The organism is Algoriphagus sp. A40, assembly GCF_002002735.1.
In the GTDB taxonomy this organism is placed as follows: domain Bacteria; phylum Bacteroidota; class Bacteroidia; order Cytophagales; family Cyclobacteriaceae; genus Algoriphagus.
On the sequence record NZ_MUNY01000048.1, the window covers coordinates 89806 to 107873 of the forward strand.

The following is an 18068-nucleotide window of genomic DNA, read 5'->3' on the forward strand; positions in this document are numbered from 1 at the left end:
AAAGCGATATCCCTGGGAGGAGGTGCTTTGAGTCTAAATTTTTTTGGAAGCCGCTAGAGGAATTTGGCCCGCTCCTCAGGAGTGGGAATTCTGCAGGTGTTTTTCTTTCCAAACCAGCGGTATCGGTTTTTGCCGATCCAGTCATATATCCCGTCTCTGAGAAATGGCGGTAAAATGATAAATCCGTAAAAAAGTGGCCAAAGTCCCGGTAGTTTTTTGGCTATTCTCAGTGCCGCTGTGCTCCTGAAATAGATTTTATCTTCCTCAATCAGGACCAGTGAATCGAGGTATTCCGGATTGACTTCAAAATTGGAGAGTAGCTTTTTACCTGCCGCCTCCTGCAATGCTCCCACTCGAAACTGGTCGGTTATATCCCGCTTGATCACGAAATCAACGGAAGCATTGCAGAGGTTACAGACTCCGTCAAAAAGGATGACAGATTTGCCTTGGCTCATCGAAGGAGTTGAATGGTTCCTTTCAGTTCGCGTTCTTTTTGACTTGGATCGAGGACATCGAAGGTGACTTTACCGGAGTAGAAATAGGTACCGGCAGGTAAGTCGTTGCCGTTTTTGTCACGCCCATCCCAACGGATGAAAACATCATTTTCGTTGGATTCAAGACTATTGTATCGGAATACTTCTGCGCCCCAACGGTTGACAATGAAAATTTCCACTCCGTTGACAAACCGAGGACAGGCTGAGAAAGGATTGTCAAATGCGATAAATGTGTCGTTGTTTCCGTCCCCGTTTGGAGTGAAGGCATTTGGAAGGTTGTATACTGGACAGTTGTCCACGCAGACCACATTGCTAGGCTCACTTTCGTTTCCTGATCGGTCTACTGCTGTGATGTAATAGCAGCCACGGTAGTTTGGAAGATTGGTGACAGTTGCAGCCATATCTATGGATGCGTATTCGGCTACCAGATTGAAAACCCCCTCTTCCCCATCAGGGGTGAAGTACAATCGGTATCCACTTAGTTCATCATCGCAATCTCCAGTGAAATTTGGCATCCAGCTTAATTCATGTTCAAATGTATTGCTGTTGCAAGGTTGCTCTGCAACGTAGGCTGAGCATTCCGGACCTTCAAAAGTCAAAACAGGCGGGCAAGGCAGCCGGTTATCATCTGGCTTAGCGCAGGTAATTTGGGATTTGTTTTCCAAGGGATAGACCAGCCCCGCAACATTGTAGGATCCTTTGGTAATGACGTAATAGCAATACTCCAACTCTTTGACCAATGGTTTCCCGTTGAAACTGCCGTCATCTAAATATTTGAAGCCATTTTGGGTGACATCCACTTCCGCGATTTTGACAAATGTCTCTGCATCAGCCGCATTTGCATCTGTTCTGTTTCTATATACTTCGTGTTTGTATTCACCAACCTGATTATTCCAAGGGACATTAAAAGTCCAATTCAATTCGATGGCTTCATTGATAATGGTTGGCTCAAGTCTCACCGAAGAAGCAGAAGAAGAGGTGTCAATTTTTGTGGTGTTGTCCAAGAGGACTACTCGGTAATTGTAAACCAGATTTTCTGTATTCAGTCCAGTATCCGTGAAAAGGGTATCAGTAGTGATTCCCAATGAAGTCCTGTTGGAATTACCTGTGAAGCCCTCACTTCTAAGTAGTTCATAGCTATATGGACCAGGAAACTGAGTCTTATCGATATCATAAGGTGGAGTCCATTTCACAAAGATTTCACCCGTAGCAGGATCAGTTTCTTCAATACTGACATTGGTGATTATCGGCACGTCGACATCAATCGTGATACAGATTTCATCCGAAACTATGCTCTCTCCGAGTCTTGGTTCTGGGAATGCTGCCACCAATCGGTAGCAATAGGTATTTCCTGGCGCTAGACCTTCTCCGCCATTCAGATCATTGAAGGAGAAAGTCTCCATGTTGGTCGTTCCGATCAGTTCAAATCCTGCCCGAATCCCCGTTTCGCAGCTGTCAGGTTGATAAGGATCCGAATTGATCCTTCTCCAAATCTGCATTTCACTGGCCGAGTTGGCACAGACATAAGGGTCCCAGTTGAGTTCGACAGTTCTGCCGGATTGTTGTACCAATTCATCCCAAACCGGAGGCGGACCTACGACTTTGATTTTCCAGGTTTTGATGTCAACTAGTTTTGGTCCGGAGCGAGGTTCATCAGTTATCCGAACCCGAACTTCGTACTCTCTGGCGCGGACATGCTGGCATACCGTCTGCCAGTTGAAATTGACAATGGCCGGCTGCGGCTGGAATTCACTTTTAGGATCATAAGTGGCAGGAGAGGTGGTGATTTCAATTGGTTCACCAAAGACTTCGATTTTGACAGGGTCACCATCCGGGTCAGATCCCTGGATGATTTCTTCGATCAAAGTTCCGGCTTCAACGCAAATATCATCAGGCAAAATCAGTACAGGTCTCCTGTTGTTGGAGTTTTCGATAATGATCTGCATGTCTCGAACCACATAGCCAATCTGTTCAAATTTCCCGTTGATTTTTCGCCATTCAATGATTCGGAAAGCCACGTTAAACTGTCCCGCCGTACCTGGAGCATCCCAGATTAAGTCACCGAAAACAGGATCAATGGACAAAAAAGCCGGTGTTGAACCGTCTTCCTGACTTTGGCTAAATTCAGCATTTGCCGGGCTTCTGTAGTTGTTAACCGGTCTTTCGAATGCTTGCTTTGGGATATCCATCGCATAAGAAAGGCTGTCTCCATCAGGATCAAAAGCACCAGGATTGTGGATGTATCGGACATTGACAGCGCCGTTATCCACAGGGGGAATGGTCAATACCGGGGAATTATTTACCCCGAAAAATGGATCTATGTTAATTTCAGTCTCCACATAAAAAGGCGTGTCCACCGAATTGTCCATGTTGAGAGTCAGGTCATTTCGGTTGAATTCCTGAAAACGGATCTTATATCTGCCGGGACCCTGAAAGGTATGTGTGATGACAAAAGTGTTTTTCTCAATTTGATCTCCCAGATCCTCAACCAAACCGAAGTCACTTTGAGTGTTGAGCTGCTCTTCACGGCCGTCTCCAAAATTTATCGTTCCGGGTCCAAAAATCACGCTGGATCGGGTATCTGTATATCCTACTACCGTGATTCGATAGGTAAGGGTCTGCACTGAAATTCGTTCTGCGATGATTTCTCCAGCCCGGATGTGTGTGGCCCAAGCGGATGAAAGGCCTGCGAATAAGTAAATTAAAAAGATTCCAAGGGAAAGTTTAAGCTTCATGTTTGGTCGACTTTGGTGATTCTCTACCTGAAAACGATCAGGAATTCCAAAAGTTAATTCCATAGACATTTGTTCAGGGTTTTTACCTATTACGAAATAAATGGAAGTAAGTAGAAATTCCCCGGAAATTCAAACAATAAAAATAAACGATCAGTTGGAACTGATTAAAAAACTAAGTCACGAGGATTTAAAAACCTATTTAGAACCTTTTAAAATAAAAAAATGGCTAACTATTGCATTGTTTGCTATTCGATCCCCATGTAAATTTGGCGGAATAATAAACAAAGACTTTCGTTCTAAACTAATCGCAAATTTGTATGAGTTGGGTTACAAAAACCTTGAAAAGCACCCTCGGTAGAAAGTTGATCATGGCCCTTACCGGTCTTTTTCTGATTCTGTTTTTGACCGGCCATCTAGCCGGAAACATTCAGTTGTTTTTCAACGACGGTGGGCAAGCATTTAATATCTATGCCAAGTTCATGACTTCCAATCCTATCGTAAAACTTTTGTCCTATTTGACATACATTTCGGTAATGGGCCACGTGGCTTATTCCATCATGCTAGGCCAGCTTAACAAAGCTGCCCGTCCGATTGGTTATGCGCAATCTGGCGCTTCCACAAACAGCACCTGGGCTTCCAGAAACATGGGCATTTTGGGAACAGTTATTCTGGTGTTTTTGGCTGGTCACATGTATAGTTTTTGGTACCAAATGCACTGGGGAGGTATTCCAACAGTCATGTATGGTACTGAGGAATACAAGGACCTTTACACGGTGGTTCAACTTGCCTTTCAACAAACCTGGATGGTAGCGCTGTACGTGATTGCAATGGGATTTCTTGGCTTTCACCTTTCCCATGGGTTTTCTTCGGCTTTCCAGTCACTGGGATTGAATCACGTAAAATACTCCCCAGCCATCAAAGCAATCGGAAACCTTTATTGCATTGTAGTGCCGGCACTTTTTGCAGCGATGCCACTTTATATCTATTTCACCAGCTAATTAACAGTCCCGTATGATACTAGATTCCAAAATACCCGCTGGTCCTTTGGCAGAAAAATGGACTAAGCACAAGTTTAACAGTAAGCTGGTCAATCCGGCAAATAAGAGAAAGTACGACATCATCGTAGTGGGTACAGGTTTGGCAGGAGCATCGGCAGCTGCCTCATTAGCCGAGTTGGGATACAATGTCAAAGCTTTTACTTTTCACGATAGCCCAAGAAGGGCTCACTCCATCGCGGCTCAAGGCGGGATTAATGCTGCAAAAAACTATCAGAATGACGGTGATTCCGTTTTCAGACTTTTCTACGATACGATCAAAGGTGGTGACTACCGCGCACGTGAAGGAAACGTGTACCGCTTGGCAGAGGTATCTGTAAAAATCATCGATCAATGCGTGGCTCAAGGGGTCCCTTTTGCCCGTGAATATGGAGGATTGCTGGCCAACCGTTCCTTCGGTGGTGCTCAGGTTTCCCGGACTTTCTACGCACGTGGCCAAACCGGACAGCAATTGCTTTTGGGTGCTTATTCGGCTCTTAGCCGTCAGGTTGCCAATGGAAAAGTGAAACTTTATCCTCGATCCGAAATGATGGACGTGGTGATGATCGATGGGCACGCCAGAGGTATTGTGACACGAAATCTGATTACCGGTGCAGTCGAAACTCATGCCGCGCATGCGGTTTTACTTTGCACAGGCGGATATGGTAACGTGTTTTTCCTTTCAACAAATGCAATGGGTTGCAACGTAACGGCAGCTTGGAGAGCTCACAAGCGTGGCGCTTACTTTGCCAACCCTTGCTTTACTCAGATTCACCCGACCTGTATTCCGGTTTCCGGAGATCATCAGTCCAAGCTGACGCTGATGTCCGAGTCCCTCAGAAATGACGGCCGGGTATGGGTGCCTGCTTCGAAGGAAAATTCGGAAAAGCTGAGAAAAGGATTGATCAAAGTCAGTGACCTCAAAGAAGAGGATCGAGATTACTTCCTGGAGAGAAAATATCCATCCTTTGGAAACTTAGTGCCGCGTGACGTGGCTTCAAGAAATGCAAAAGAGGTTTGCGATGATGGCAGAGGGGTAAATGAAACCGGTGAGGCCGTTTTCCTTGACTTCCGCGACGCGATCAAGCGAGACAGCAAAGCGGTCATCGAGTCGAAATACGGAAACCTTTTTGATATGTATAAGCAGATCACCGGAGAAGATCCCTATGAGGGCCCGATGATGATCTATCCTGCGGTTCACTACACAATGGGCGGACTTTGGGTCGATTATAACCTTATGACCACTATCCCTGGCTTGTATTGTCTAGGCGAAGCTAATTTCTCAGACCACGGTGCAAACCGCCTTGGTGCTTCGGCTTTGATGCAAGGATTGGCTGACGGGTATTTTGTGATTCCGTACACTATCGGTGATTATCTGGCTCAGACTCCGCCTAAAAAAGTGGACGAAAACCACCCTGAATTTGCAAAAGTCGCTCAGGAAGTCAAAAACAGAGTTAGCCAGTTGCTCAATATCAACGGTAAAAAAACGGTTGACTTTTTCCATAAAAAGCTGGGCAAAATCATGTGGAATCAGTGTGGAATGGCCCGTACTGCTGAAGGACTGAAACAAGCCAAAGCCGAAATCAAAGCTTTGAAGAAGGACTTTTGGGCGGATGTGAAAGTGCTGGGAACAAATGAAGAACTTAATCTTTCTCTGGAAAAAGCCCACAGAGTCGCAGATTTCATTGAGCTTGGCGAATTGATGATCGATGACGCACTCAACAGAAATGAGTCATGCGGAGGTCACTTCCGAGTGGAATATCAAACTCCGGAAGGCGAAGCACTACGTGATGACGAAAACTACGCCTACGTGGCAGCTTGGAAATATGTGGGTGAAGACCAAGAGGAAGAGCTCTACAAAGAGCCACTGGAATTCGAAAATGTGAAGCTGACCCAGCGTTCTTACAAATAATCCTAAGACAAAAATTCATAGCTATATGCAATTGACTTTAAAAATCTGGAGACAAAAAAACGCATCCGATAAGGGTGGTTTTGCTACCTATCCTGTGAATCATGTTTCCAAAGACATGTCGTTTCTGGAAATGCTCGACGTGTTGAATGAGGAATTGACTGAGAAAGGAGAAGATCCCGTTCACTTTGATCACGATTGTCGTGAAGGAATCTGTGGCACCTGCTCTTTGTATATCAATGGCAAACCTCACGGACCGCTTCAGACGACCACTTGCCAACTGCACATGAGATCATTCAACGATGGTGAAACAATCACTATCGAGCCATGGCGAGCAAAAGCTTTCCCAGTGCTGAAAGACCTTGTGGTGGATCGTGGTGCATTGGATCGCATCATCCAAGCCGGAGGATACGTCAATGTCAATACTGGTGGGGTACCGGATGCCAATGAGATTCCGATTCCCAAAACAATCGCCGAACTTGCCATGGATGCGGCACAGTGTATCGGGTGTGGTGCTTGCGTTGCAGCATGTAAAAATGCCTCAGCAATGCTGTTTACCTCTGCAAAGGTTTCCCAATTAGCATTGCTTCCTCAGGGCCGGGTAGAAAGAAAAACCAGAGCTGAAAAAATGGTCGCTCAAATGGATAGCGAAGGTTTCGGTGCATGTACCAACACAGGTGCCTGCGAAGCCGAATGTCCAAAAGGCATATCCATCACTAATATTGCAAGGATGAACAGGGAATATTTCTCTGCGGTAATCAGCAGTGACAACCTTTAATTCATTCCATTTTGATTGAAAAAGGGCCGGGTTTTCCCGGCTTTTTTCATTTTATTCAAATCCAAAATCATCGACTATGCTAGGTTTCAAGACTTTTTCACCAGCAGATCCACTTTCAGTAAATCAGAAAAACTGGCTTGCAGATTTTTTAGTCATGGAGCTGGGGGAATTTGGTGACCCAAAGCAAGACGTATTAAAATGCTTGGACTATGCCATGCGAAGCAAAACTGGCCCGGGAGGCTTGGTGATTTTGGCAGGGGAATTTCCTGAACTTGAAGCCGCTTTGGTCCTCAATCACACTGGGATGTCGGGGTATATTCCGGAACATATCCTGGTTTATTTTGCGGTTTCAGAAAAACTCAGGGGAAAAGGACTGGGAAAAAATATGCTTGAATTTCTCCTGACAAAAATTGATGGCGGGATTGCGCTTCATGTCGAACCCAGCAATCCCGCCATCAGACTATACGAAAAGCTGGGTTTTTCTAACAAATACCTCGAAATGAGACTTCTCAGGTGAATCACTTTTTAGATTCCAGACTGTTGATCCATTGGCGAATCAATTCCACTCCTTCTTGATGTACAGTGGTTCTCCCGATTTCCGGCATAGCGACGCCCACTTCGGTAGAATTCATCCGATAGGTTAAAATGGACTTATCAGCTTGACCCGGTACCACATCAAATTGAAAACTTCCTGATCCTTTACCGGCTGCAACAGGAGCTTTGTTAATTCCCAGCTTCATCGGATCCCTCTGATCGTAAGTCAAAAATAGCCCCGAGGTGCTAGCCGGCCCTTCTGAACTGTGGCAATGCGAACAGTTAATGTCCAAATAGGCCATGGCCCTATCTTCCAAAGTCTGGGCCATATCTTCGTAATTAATCATAGCAGGATGGGAGGATTCGCCCAGAAAGCCTTCCAGTTTCTCCAATCCAGCCAAATGCGCCAACTGATTTTCCTTTACAGTCCCGTAGTCCAAAACATGGTTTAAATGCTGGATTTTGACTCCGATTGGAGCCAGTTGTTCGGATTTGTTATGACAGCTTTTGCATTGATTTTTGTTGGGTACCAGGTAATTGATGATTTGCTCTTTGCCGGAGAAATCAATGAATTTTACTTCGGTTTCGGCACCGACCACTTTCAAAATTGCATCTGACTGTTCCTCATTCCACAGATAGGGATAGGCTTGCCAGCCTTTTTCTTCGTGGATCAAAAGCCGGGTTTCGATTATCCTTCTTTCACCCTCGGGATTTCTGAAATCTATAGGATAGAAAAAGTTTTTGATCAGAACTGACCCAATCGGTAACTCCAATTCTGCTCCTTTTATTTGCGCTTTTTGACCTTCAGGAATTAAAAGAAATCGGCTTTTTAAAGCATAATCTGTAAAAAGAGAGGAGGCGGGTTTGTAAAATACCAAAGAATCTGACGGTGTCAGGTTTTTTAATTCCCCTTTGAAAAAAGCGTAGGTAGAAAGTCTCCGGTAAGGAAAAATCCCGTTTGCGACTTCCTCAGCCAAAGCCCGGGATTCAGGGATTGCCTTTTCTTCATTCTTTTGGCAAGAGGTAAAAAGTGCCACTATCAAAGCAATTGAACCTACTCCCAGTTTCAAACTCGTCTTTACCATCTCCACTATCTTTTTTTGATTTTGAACCTGATCACAATCCGGCAAGACTCGTGATGTCCGTTGTTACGGCTACTTTACAGTTTTGGAAAAGCTGATAATCCTTAAATGATTCAATGTTTTCCTCCCCATCCATCAGGTAGAATCGGGTGAAGTGCAGGTCTTCAATTCCCTGTTCCTGGATGCAAATCCGCATTGGATTTGAGTCAATTTTTTCACTTATCTCTTTGTCCCAGATTCCGTCGTAGATGATGTCCTGGGTCTTGCCGGGACCATAGGCATTGTGAACACTGACCAGCTGTCCCAATTCCCGACTGAGGTCTGGAGTGGACAGTTTGTTTCTCTCATAGGTATTGTCATGCACATACACACCTACTGTGTAAGGCGACCAATTCGGTGCTTCCGCAGGAAATCCGGTGATTTGGTAGCTTGCGATCGCTACACCTGAAGTTTTGTTCCGGAAAATACGGTTGTTGTAGATCTCAACTTCTTTGGCGGCCAACAGAACAATGCCCGAACCCGGAGGAATCATGGTCACTGTATTTCCATTGGGCCCTTCGCCTAGGGGGGTGGCGAAGTTTTCGTGGTTATTGTCAATGATGTCGTTGTCGTAGATTTTGGTGCCTTTTCCATCGGATTTAGGAAGTCCCGGCAGGTTGAATACCAAAATTCCGCCTGAGTTGTCTCTGGCTGTGTTGCCGTAAACCTCGGCATTATCGGAGTTTTCGATCTCAATTCCGGCCACATTGCCAAAAGCCAGGGAGTTTTTGACCACGATATTTTCCGATTGGCCCACATAGATTCCAGCATCTTTGGAATGAGAGGCGATGCACTCGTCAATCATCACATTTTTGCACTGGACTGGATAAATGGCATAAGTTCCGTTTTTGGATTTGTCTCCGTTGGTCCAGGTGACATTGATCCTTCGAAAGGTAATCCCATCGGTATGCTGGGCTTTAATTCCATCTCCCGGAGCATCCTCAATGCTCAAATCTTCCACGGTGATGTTTTTTCCCACGATTTTGACACCTTCTCCACCTGACTTCAGATTTCGGAAGGAAAGGACTGTTTGATCCATTCCGGCACCCTTGATTTTTATCGCAGTTTTGTTGTCCAAAATCAATTGGGTATTCAATTCGTAGAATCCCGCAGGAATTTCGATGGTACTCGAATCCTCAGCCATAATGAAGGCCTCAATAACTTTTTCCACTTCTTCCTGACCAATACGGGTAAGCTTGGAAGAATCAAATGTCTGCTCGGTGGTGCTCGTGCCACACGAGAATAATCCAAAAAAGGAAACAGGAACCAGCAGAACCTGAAATAATATTCTCATGGCTTTTGGGATTGGGATAAACTATTTCTCCAAAAGTACCTTTTCCCCAAAGAAAAGTTTGTTGAGAAAAGTCAAATAATCAGATTTTGCCCCGGATTCGGCTGAGCGTTTCGATGCTCATATCCAAATAGGATGCGATCTGACCCACCGATGCTTTATGGATGATTTTTGGACGATACTCCATCAGGTCAAGGTATCTGTCACGGGCCGATTTGAATTTTGCGAAAATCAGCTGCTCCTCCAGCGTGATGTAGTATTGCTCCAGGATCATGCGATAGGTTCTCTCAAGATCATGGTGTTTTTCAAAAAGTTTCAAAAGCGCCTCGTAACTGATCCTGGCCACGGTGGTTTTTTCCATGACTTCAATGTTTTCATAAGAAGGCTTTCTGGAAATAAAAGAATGCATCGCAGTCACAAACTCCCCCTCAAGTGAAAATGACACCGTGATATCTTTGCTTTCCCGTGTGTAAAAGCTTCTAGCAGAACCCTCATTTATGAAATAGAGGTAGCTACAAACCTTTCCCTCCTGCTCCAACAATCCCCCTTTTTCGACAAAAAGTAATTCCAGTTCCTTTGAAAATGCATTTTTGGCTTCATCTCCCAAATCAGGGAACTGGTCAAACATCCCTATATTTTTTTCCATTGTAGTAATTTAAAAAGTAGGCATCAATCCGAAAATACCAATCTTGTGCTATTTTTAGGAAAATTATAAATATTTGACCCATGAGAAAAATTTTGTTGTTATTCTTTCTGCTTGGCTTTGTTGCCACAGCTCAGGCGCAATTGGGAGTAAGGGCGGGTTATAATTCTTCCAATTTCTCCAACACAGATTTTGATTCAAAATCAGGAGTCCATGTCGGAGCTTATTACAACATCGGTACAGGATTTATTTCGGTAGAACCTGGAATTCAGTTTTCCCAAAAAGGCTACAATGGTACTGAGGCCGGAACTGGAAATGAGGTAAAAGAACAACTGGGCTACATTGATATTCCGATTCTTGTCCGTTTAACATTGATACCGGCTATCAACATCTTCGCCGGACCACAACCTTCTTTTTTTGTTTCAAGCAATTATGAAAAGGACGGTCAATCCTCAGACAGTTCAGAAGCGATAAAAGGATACGAAGTAGGTGGAGTAGTGGGTGCACAAGTGAGGCTCCCCTTGGGATTAAATTTCCAAGCCAGCTACGATATGGGATTCACTTCGCTGAATTATTTCAATACGGATGTGAAAAATCAGGTCTTCAAATTATCCCTGGGCTTCACATTTGGAGGAAATTGAAATTATTGATTTCAAAAATCATAATCCCGGTCCGACAAGGCCGGGATTTATTTTTTGACCCGATTGGGATTTTCTTCGATAAAGGACTTCCAACCCTCATTTCGGCCTCTGGTCTGGAGCCTTCCATCGTGAAAATGGTGGCAAAGCGCTACTGCCAATGCATCTGTTGCGTCCAGAAGTTTGGGCAATTCGGTAATGCCAAGCAGAGTCTGCAACATGGCAGCAACCTGCTCTTTAGAAGCATTTCCATTTCCTGTCACGGATTGCTTGACTTTTTTCGGAGAATATTCGGTGATCGGAATTTCTTTGGAAAGAGCAGCAGCCATGGCTACCCCCTGTGCCCGGCCAAGCTTTAGCATGGATTGCACATTTTCACCGTAAAATGGGGCTTCCAGCGCCACAGAATCCGGGGCAAATTCATCCAATATTCCTGAAATCCGCTCAAAAATCTTTTTGAGTTTCAATTCGTGGGTCGCATATTTTTTCAAGTGAATGACCCCGTATTGCAGGATTTTGTATTTCTTCCCTTCGGTCAAAATCAATCCGTAGCCCATTACCGTGGTGCCTGGATCGATGCCCAGGATGATTTTTTCCTTTGGATCTTTTTTCTCTTCTTTACTCACCTGCGCAAGATAGCCGAAAAGATGATCTGTTTTTACCTCATTTGGACTCTGTGCTATATTGTTTTGCTGGCTTGGTTTGCTAAAAAGTGGCCAAATCCGGCCCTGAAGACTGATCTTCCGGAGGTCTTTCCGGAAGTTACCCTCCTGATTCCCATTAGAAATGAGATCAAAATCCTTAGTCGGCTGATTGACCAAATCCACCAAATCGATTATCCCAAGCTTCGGGTAATTCTCATTGATGATCAAAGTGAGGATGGCTCTTTAGACTTTTTGAGAGATAATCTGGCCGGAGACCCCCGGGTGAAAGTAATTCAAAGTCCGGGATCCGGTAAAAAAAGCGCGCTGCAATTCGGAGTAGAAAAAGCAGATAGCGACTTGATTCTTTGTACGGATGCAGATTGCCGATTTTCCCGAAATTGGGTACAACAGATGGTTTTGCCTTTTGCAAATCCCAAAACACAGCTGGTAGCCGGCCCGGTGCTCAGTACCGGTCAGAACACTTTTTTCCAGCGATTTCAGCAGATCGAGTGGTCGAGTATTCTCCTGGTGACTCAGTTTTTTTTTACCCAAAAGAAGCCTCTGATGTGCAGTGGGGCCAATCTGGCCTATCGAAAATCAGCTTTTGTCCAAGTCAATGGATATCAGCAAAACCTAAAGCATTTGTCCGGTGATGATGAATTTTTGCTGAAGGCTATTTCGGCTAGGTTTGGTGAGAAAAGTTGTGTTTACTTGCCTTTTTCCAAAAACTTGGTATTTACCGATCCACAGCCCGATTTGGCGAATCTGATCAATCAGCGGGTGAGGTGGGCAGGAAAATGGAAAGTGCATCGGGATTTTTCCCATTCGGCTTCTGCTGTTTTTTCAGTAATTGTTCAACTGGTATGGTTGGGCAGCTTGGTGCTGGTAAGTTTTGGGTTGCCCGGTTTATTAGTGTTTTTCCTGGTTTGGGCAGGGAAGATTTTGACAGAAAAAAAAGCACTTGGGAAAGTATTGGAGTGCCTCGGGAACCGCCATTTCTTGATTGATTTTATCAAAACAGGCCTTTTTCATCCCGTATTTGTGGTTTGGGTGGCGGCTGCTACCGCAAAAGGAAATTTTGTCTGGAAGGGCCGCACCAATTGAAGAATGTTTAATTTAGCCATTGAATTGTAAATCATGAGTGACCCTGAATTTGAACTGCTCGATGAGCTTTATTTTGTCCAATCTTACCATTACGTCAAGGAATCTCTTGGATGGGAGGACCAGTTGATCCTGGAAACGCTGAATTCGCTATACCGAAAAGGGTTGATCAAATGCCTGGACACCCCAGATGAGGAGCGATTTGATGAGGTGGACGTGATGGAGGAGGGAAAGAACCTCTTTTTCCTCGCCACAAAAAAAGGGCTGATGGCCCATAATGCCCTATAATCCTTGCTCGACGAAACCTACAAATACCAACGCAAAGAACTGGAGCTAAAGGCGCTTCTGGAGATCACTCAGGCGATCAACGAAAATCAATCTGAGGTGGTCTTAGCCAATATATTCAAATTTACCTGTCTGATTCACCTCGACATCAAGTCGCTTATCCTGTACGTATCTAAGGATGAGATTTTTGAAAGGAAAATCTCGCACGGGGTCAAAGGAAAAGTACCTATGACCCTTAGTGCTGACAATGTAAAGGATCAAAAAGAAGCAGGACAGCTTCAGATCCAACTCAGTGAAGAGTACACGTTTGATGAGTTGGAAACTTACCTTCCTGTCTACCATAAGGATAAAATGCTGGCAATTCTTTTTCTGAAAAGGAAATCTCAGGACAGGGAATTGGATTTGGATTTCACTCAAGCCCTGACCAACATTTTGGTAGTGGCTTTGGAAAACAAGCGTTTCGCCAGAAAGCAACTGCAACAGGAAGTATTGAACAGAGAAGTAGCCATCGCCTCACAGGTGCAGCAGATGTTGTTTCCATCATCGCTGCCGGATACGGATGAATTGAAAGCCAAAGTGACCTATTTTCCCCACAGCATGGTGGGTGGGGATTATTACGATTTGATCCGCAAGTCCAAGGACAAAGTTTATTTCTGCATCGCTGATGTTTCTGGAAAAGGCATCGCAGCGGCACTTTTGATGTCCAATTTCCAGGCGGCCCTCAGGACTTTGCTGCGAAGCGATGCGGAATTCAAGGGGATCATTCATCAGCTTAACACCACTTTGATCGAAAACACCAAAGGTGAGCGCTTCATTACTTTTTTCCTCGGCGAGTATGACTTTAAGACTAAAAAGCTTCGGTTTGTGAATGCTGGTCACAACCCACCGATTCTTTGTTGGGAAAAGACCAATAAAAGCGAACTTTTGGAGGCTGGAACCACGGTTTTGGGTGCTTTTGATAAGCTTCCTTTTTTGGAAGTGGGTGAAAGGGAAAACCTGGAAAATTTTACCATTCACCTCTATACGGATGGGCTGACCGAAGCCATAAACCCTGAGGAGGAAGAATACGGAGAGGATCGTTTTCGCAAGTTTGTGGATTCACACCTTTGTATGAATCCTGCGGATTTTCACCGGGAGTTTTTTGGTCAAATGCAGGTGTTTTCCCAGGAAGTTCCTTTGCGGGACGATTTGACTTTACTCAGCCTTAGATTTAGGTAAAGGATGGTCTGGCATACGGTACCAGCCCTTATCCAATCGCTTTTCCCAAAGAGAATTTGGGAGGGAGATGCCACCGGGAATCGAGTTTACCTCACTTTCGATGATGGTCCGGTGCCTGGTGTAACGGATTATGTATTGGAAGAACTTGCCTGTAGAGGCCAAAAAGCGACTTTTTTTATGGTGGGAGATAATATCCAAAAGCATCCCGCACTGGCAAGGGAGGTTTTGGAGGCTGGGAACGGCATCGGAAATCACACCTTTCACCACCTCAATGGATGGAAAACTTCGCTCACTGAATACCTGGAAAATATCCGGGACTTTGACCGGATAGCCGCCGATCGGCTTGGAATCCAAACTCAACTCTTCCGGCCGCCTTATGGAATGATTTCCCGATCCCAAGCGAAAGTTGTATTGGAAACGAAGAAAATCGTGATGTGGAATGTCCTCACAGGAGACTATGAAAGAGGGATTGATCCAGAGGTAATTTTGGCAAAAAGTATCCAATTAATCCAGTCTGGAAGCATTGTGGTCCTTCATGACCAACAAAAAACGCAAGAGATTTTACCCAAATTCCTTCCGGATTTCCTTGATTTTTTGAGCGAAAGAGAATTTGAAACAGCACTTTTATGAGCATTTATATTCTCGGGCTTGGTGCGGGATTGCTTGTGATACAGTACGTCCTTTTGCTGTTTTTATTGAAAGGCAACTGGAAAAATCATTTCAAAAATTCTAGTCAATTTCCTATGGTTTCAGTCCTGATTGCGGCCAGAAATGAGGAAAAGCATCTTCCAGACTTGCTCAAAAGCCTAAGCGAGCTGGATTATCCAATCGAGCATCTGGAAATCCTGATAGCCGATGATCAAAGCAGCGATTTGACTCCCGGCTTAATTTCAGAATGGGCAGGTAGCAATCAAAATCGAAAATTGATTTCCATCATTCCGGATCAAGTCGGACTTTACCAACAAAACGGGAAAGCAAATGCCTTGGCTATTTTGGCGAAGGAGGCCCAAGGAGAGTTTTTGTTTTTTACTGACGCAGATTGTGAGGTTCCTTCGAACTGGATTAGGGAAGGGCTCGGAAGCTTAAGGGAAAAGGTTGGTATGGTGATTGGAATTACTCAGGTAAAAGCCACCGGTTTTTTTCAAAAAATGCAGGGAATTGACTGGTGGAATACTCTGGGAATCGTCAAAGCGGTGACCGATTTGAATTTTCCTACCACTGGCCTGGGAAACAACATGGCGATCAGAAAAGAGGCATATTTCAAATGCGGAGGATTTGAAGGGATTCCCCATTCCTTAACAGAAGATCTGGAGATTTCCAAAGCCATCAGAAATTCAGGTTACCGGATTTGCCATCAGGTATCGGAAGGAATTCTGGTGAAAACCAAAGCTGAAAAAGACTGGAAATCTTTGCTCATTCAGCGAAAACGATGGATGGCAGGAGCCATGACTCTATCTTTTCCTTGGAAAATTGTACTCGCCTTTCAGTTCTTGTTTTTCCCTCTGGTTTTGGCTATGATTTATTTGGATTGGAAACTTGGTATGGGGATTTGGACTTTAAAGGTCGTTTTTCAGTCTCTTTTTCTTTGTGCTTTTGCAAAAAAAACGGGGCAAAATATTGGGATTCTAGAGTTGATTTTCTTTGATATTTACCAGATTCAGAGCCTTAGCCTGACGATTCTTTATTACTTTTGGCCCGGCAAAGTGCACTGGAAAGCCCGCAATTACCCATGAACCTGATCGATACCCACGCGCATATTTATTCTTCAAAGTTTGATTCTGACCGGGATCAGGTCATCGATGAAATCAGGGAAGCGGGGATCGAAAGGATTTTTATGCCCAATGTGGATGTGGACACGATCGACCGGATGCTGGATTGCGAGACCCGATATGGAGACCTGTGTGTTCCCATGATGGGGCTGCATCCCTGCGATGTCAAAGATGGATTTGAGCAGCAACTTTATGTCATGGAAGATTGGCTCAACAAGCGTTCATTTGCCGCTGTGGGAGAGATCGGGACTGATTTGTACTGGGACAAAACTACCTTTGAAATACAAAAGGAGGCGCTGAACATCCAGATTGGCTGGGCAAAAGAAAAAAACCTTCCGATCGTCCTGCATTGCCGGGAATCCATCGATGAAACGATAGATCTGATCGGAAATGCTCAGGATGGATCACTTTCAGGTATTTTTCATTGCTTCACCGGAACTTTGGATCAGGCCAAACAGATTACCAAACTCGGGTTTTTGCTTGGAATTGGAGGAGTCTCTACCTATAAAAATGGAGGATTGGATGCTGTGATTCCCTTTATTGGAATTGAAAACCTGGTTTTGGAAACTGATGCTCCGTATTTGGCGCCTGTTCCATTTCGGGGAAAAAGGAACACTCCAGCCTACCTTCCTTTTATTGCCCAAAGGGTAGGAGACTTACTTCAAATTTCGGTAGCAGAAGTGGCCCAGATTACCAAAACCAATGCATTGAATTTATTCAGGGAAATAACCGTATGAATTATAAAATCGTCCGTCTGAATACGGGTCTCAAAACCGCAAAAACCGCATCGGTTTTGATTATATATACCGGAGGAACCCTCGGGATGGCCTATGATGAATCCGGGGCTTTGGTTCCCTTTAATTTTGGACAGATTCTGGAAAAGATTCCGATACTATCCAATATGGACATTGCTATTACGGTGATTTCATTTCCGGAGCCGATTGATTCCTCTAATGTCACGATGCGGCACTGGATCGATATGTCCTATATAATATATGAAAACTACGACAGCTATGATGGCTTTGTGGTTCTTCATGGGACGGATACAATGGCCTATTCTGCATCTATGCTGAGCTATATGCTTCATGGATTGAATAAGCCGGTGATTTTCACTGGAGCCCAGCTGCCTATTTCGGCCATGCGCTCCGATGCAAGAGAAAATTTGATGACTGCCTTGGAAATTGCCACCGCCAAAATCGGGGGACGTCCGATTGTGCCTGAGGTTTGCATTTTTTTCAACCACATGCTGCTACGGGGCAACCGATCAAAGAAAGTCCAAAGCATCCATTTTGATGCTTTTGAGTCGGAAAATTATCCCAATCTGGCCGAGGCAGGGATAGTGATAGATTACAATACCAACGCGATCCGGCCGTATGAGCCTTCCAAAAAACTTGTGAAAATGAATCACCTGGACAACCGTGTGATGGTTTTAAAACTTTTCCCCGGAATCACAGACAAGATTATGGACGCCTGTTTTAATATTGACGGTTTGCGGGGTGTGGTCTTGGAAACTTACGGTTCTGGCAACAGCCCTTCGGAAATGTGGTTTATGAAATCCCTTGATCGGGCTATTAAAAAAGGGCTGATTATATTAAATGTGTCCCAGTGTAATGGAGGAAGGGTGATCCAGGGTAGATATGAAACGAGTAAGGAGTTGTTGGCTGTGGGAGTAGTCAGTGGAGCAGACATGACTACCGAGGCGGCGGTGACCAAGTTAATGTTCCTTTTGGGCCAGAATTTTTCCCGAGAGGAAATCTGTCTCAAGCTCACACAGTCCTTAGCAGGAGAGATTACGGCCTGATTTTTTCAGGAAAGTTGTAGAAGGGTTTGGAATCGGGGGGAATAATAATTTTCTTTGCACTCCGATTCAGAAA

General features: G+C 44.6%; 18 protein-coding genes. 12 read left to right on the forward strand and 6 right to left on the reverse strand.

What is annotated here, in order from left to right:
- Nucleotides 1–53: 53 nt before the first annotated feature.
- Together B0E43_RS29570 and B0E43_RS29575 are read right to left on the reverse strand one after the other, a co-directional pair.
- Nucleotides 54–455, reverse strand: a complete 402-nt coding sequence (locus tag B0E43_RS29570; protein WP_077349094.1) for a thiol-disulfide oxidoreductase DCC family protein — start codon at nucleotides 453–455, stop codon at nucleotides 54–56.
- Nucleotides 452–3229, reverse strand: coding sequence for a gliding motility-associated C-terminal domain-containing protein (locus B0E43_RS29575; protein ID WP_077349374.1), 2778 nt, complete (start codon nucleotides 3227–3229; stop codon nucleotides 452–454). Before B0E43_RS29575 ends, B0E43_RS29570 begins: the two co-directional genes overlap by 4 nt.
- 317 nt (nucleotides 3230–3546) lie before the next feature.
- On the opposite strand from B0E43_RS29575, the gene B0E43_RS29580 reads away from it, so the two are divergent.
- The 4 genes from B0E43_RS29580 (at nucleotide 3547) to B0E43_RS29595 (ending at nucleotide 7467) form a co-directional block, all read left to right on the forward strand.
- On the forward strand, nucleotides 3547–4227 hold the full coding sequence (locus B0E43_RS29580; RefSeq protein WP_077349098.1) for a succinate dehydrogenase cytochrome b subunit: 681 nt from the start codon (nucleotides 3547–3549) through the stop codon (nucleotides 4225–4227).
- 13 nt (nucleotides 4228–4240) lie between these two features.
- Nucleotides 4241–6175 (forward strand): fumarate reductase/succinate dehydrogenase flavoprotein subunit, encoded by a 1935-nt coding sequence (locus tag B0E43_RS29585; protein WP_077349100.1) that lies wholly within the window; start codon nucleotides 4241–4243, stop codon nucleotides 6173–6175.
- 25 nt (nucleotides 6176–6200) lie between these two features.
- Nucleotides 6201–6950 carry a succinate dehydrogenase/fumarate reductase iron-sulfur subunit gene (locus B0E43_RS29590; RefSeq protein WP_077349102.1) on the forward strand — a complete coding sequence of 250 codons (750 nt, stop codon included), beginning with the start codon at nucleotides 6201–6203 and terminating at the stop codon, nucleotides 6948–6950.
- A gap of 76 nt (nucleotides 6951–7026) precedes the next feature.
- Nucleotides 7027–7467 (forward strand): N-acetyltransferase, encoded by a 441-nt coding sequence (locus B0E43_RS29595; protein ID WP_077349104.1) that lies wholly within the window; start codon nucleotides 7027–7029, stop codon nucleotides 7465–7467.
- A 1-nt stretch (nucleotide 7468) separates the two neighbouring features.
- Here the strand turns inward: B0E43_RS29595 and B0E43_RS29600 are convergent, their stop codons facing one another.
- From B0E43_RS29600 to B0E43_RS29610, 3 genes are all read right to left on the reverse strand, one after another.
- A complete protein-coding gene (locus B0E43_RS29600) occupies nucleotides 7469–8569 on the reverse strand; it encodes an SO2930 family diheme c-type cytochrome (RefSeq protein WP_077349106.1) in 1101 nt (366 codons plus the stop codon).
- Between the two features lie 31 nt (nucleotides 8570–8600).
- The gene (locus tag B0E43_RS29605) at nucleotides 8601–9899 is read right to left on the reverse strand and encodes a parallel beta-helix domain-containing protein (RefSeq protein WP_077349108.1); all 1299 of its coding nucleotides are present in this window, start codon (nucleotides 9897–9899) and stop codon (nucleotides 8601–8603) included.
- A gap of 79 nt (nucleotides 9900–9978) precedes the next feature.
- Complete coding sequence (locus B0E43_RS29610; RefSeq protein WP_077349110.1) at nucleotides 9979–10542, reverse strand: Crp/Fnr family transcriptional regulator; 564 nt, start codon at nucleotides 10540–10542, stop codon at nucleotides 9979–9981.
- A gap of 80 nt (nucleotides 10543–10622) precedes the next feature.
- On the opposite strand from B0E43_RS29610, the gene B0E43_RS29615 reads away from it, so the two are divergent.
- Nucleotides 10623–11180: a porin family protein gene (locus B0E43_RS29615; protein ID WP_077349112.1), complete on the forward strand. Its 558-nt coding sequence runs from the start codon at nucleotides 10623–10625 to the stop codon at nucleotides 11178–11180.
- A 47-nt stretch (nucleotides 11181–11227) separates the two neighbouring features.
- Here the strand turns inward: B0E43_RS29615 and ruvC are convergent, their stop codons facing one another.
- Nucleotides 11228–11803 (reverse strand): crossover junction endodeoxyribonuclease RuvC, encoded by a 576-nt coding sequence (ruvC, locus tag B0E43_RS29620; protein WP_077349114.1) that lies wholly within the window; start codon nucleotides 11801–11803, stop codon nucleotides 11228–11230.
- Between the two features lie 21 nt (nucleotides 11804–11824).
- Here ruvC and B0E43_RS29625 point away from each other — a divergent pair, with 21 nt between their 5' ends.
- The 7 genes from B0E43_RS29625 to B0E43_RS29655 are packed head-to-tail and all read left to right on the forward strand — an operon-like array spanning nucleotide 11825 to nucleotide 17995.
- Nucleotides 11825–12925, forward strand: coding sequence for a glycosyltransferase (locus B0E43_RS29625; protein ID WP_077349116.1), 1101 nt, complete (start codon nucleotides 11825–11827; stop codon nucleotides 12923–12925).
- A 33-nt stretch (nucleotides 12926–12958) separates the two neighbouring features.
- A complete protein-coding gene (locus B0E43_RS29630) occupies nucleotides 12959–13210 on the forward strand; it encodes a hypothetical protein (protein WP_077349118.1) in 252 nt (83 codons plus the stop codon).
- A 3-nt stretch (nucleotides 13211–13213) separates the two neighbouring features.
- On the forward strand, nucleotides 13214–14425 hold the full coding sequence (locus tag B0E43_RS29635) for a PP2C family protein-serine/threonine phosphatase (RefSeq protein ID WP_077349120.1): 1212 nt from the start codon (nucleotides 13214–13216) through the stop codon (nucleotides 14423–14425).
- A gap of 3 nt (nucleotides 14426–14428) precedes the next feature.
- Complete coding sequence (locus tag B0E43_RS29640; protein WP_077349122.1) at nucleotides 14429–15055, forward strand: polysaccharide deacetylase family protein; 627 nt, start codon at nucleotides 14429–14431, stop codon at nucleotides 15053–15055.
- Nucleotides 15052–16158 (forward strand): glycosyltransferase, encoded by a 1107-nt coding sequence (locus B0E43_RS29645; protein ID WP_077349124.1) that lies wholly within the window; start codon nucleotides 15052–15054, stop codon nucleotides 16156–16158. The genes B0E43_RS29640 and B0E43_RS29645 overlap by 4 nt, the downstream gene beginning before the upstream one ends.
- Complete coding sequence (locus B0E43_RS29650; protein WP_077349126.1) at nucleotides 16155–16931, forward strand: TatD family hydrolase; 777 nt, start codon at nucleotides 16155–16157, stop codon at nucleotides 16929–16931. Before B0E43_RS29645 ends, B0E43_RS29650 begins: the two co-directional genes overlap by 4 nt.
- Nucleotides 16928–17995 (forward strand): asparaginase, encoded by a 1068-nt coding sequence (locus B0E43_RS29655; protein ID WP_077349128.1) that lies wholly within the window; start codon nucleotides 16928–16930, stop codon nucleotides 17993–17995. Before B0E43_RS29650 ends, B0E43_RS29655 begins: the two co-directional genes overlap by 4 nt.
- The last annotated feature ends 73 nt before the right edge of the window (nucleotides 17996–18068 follow it).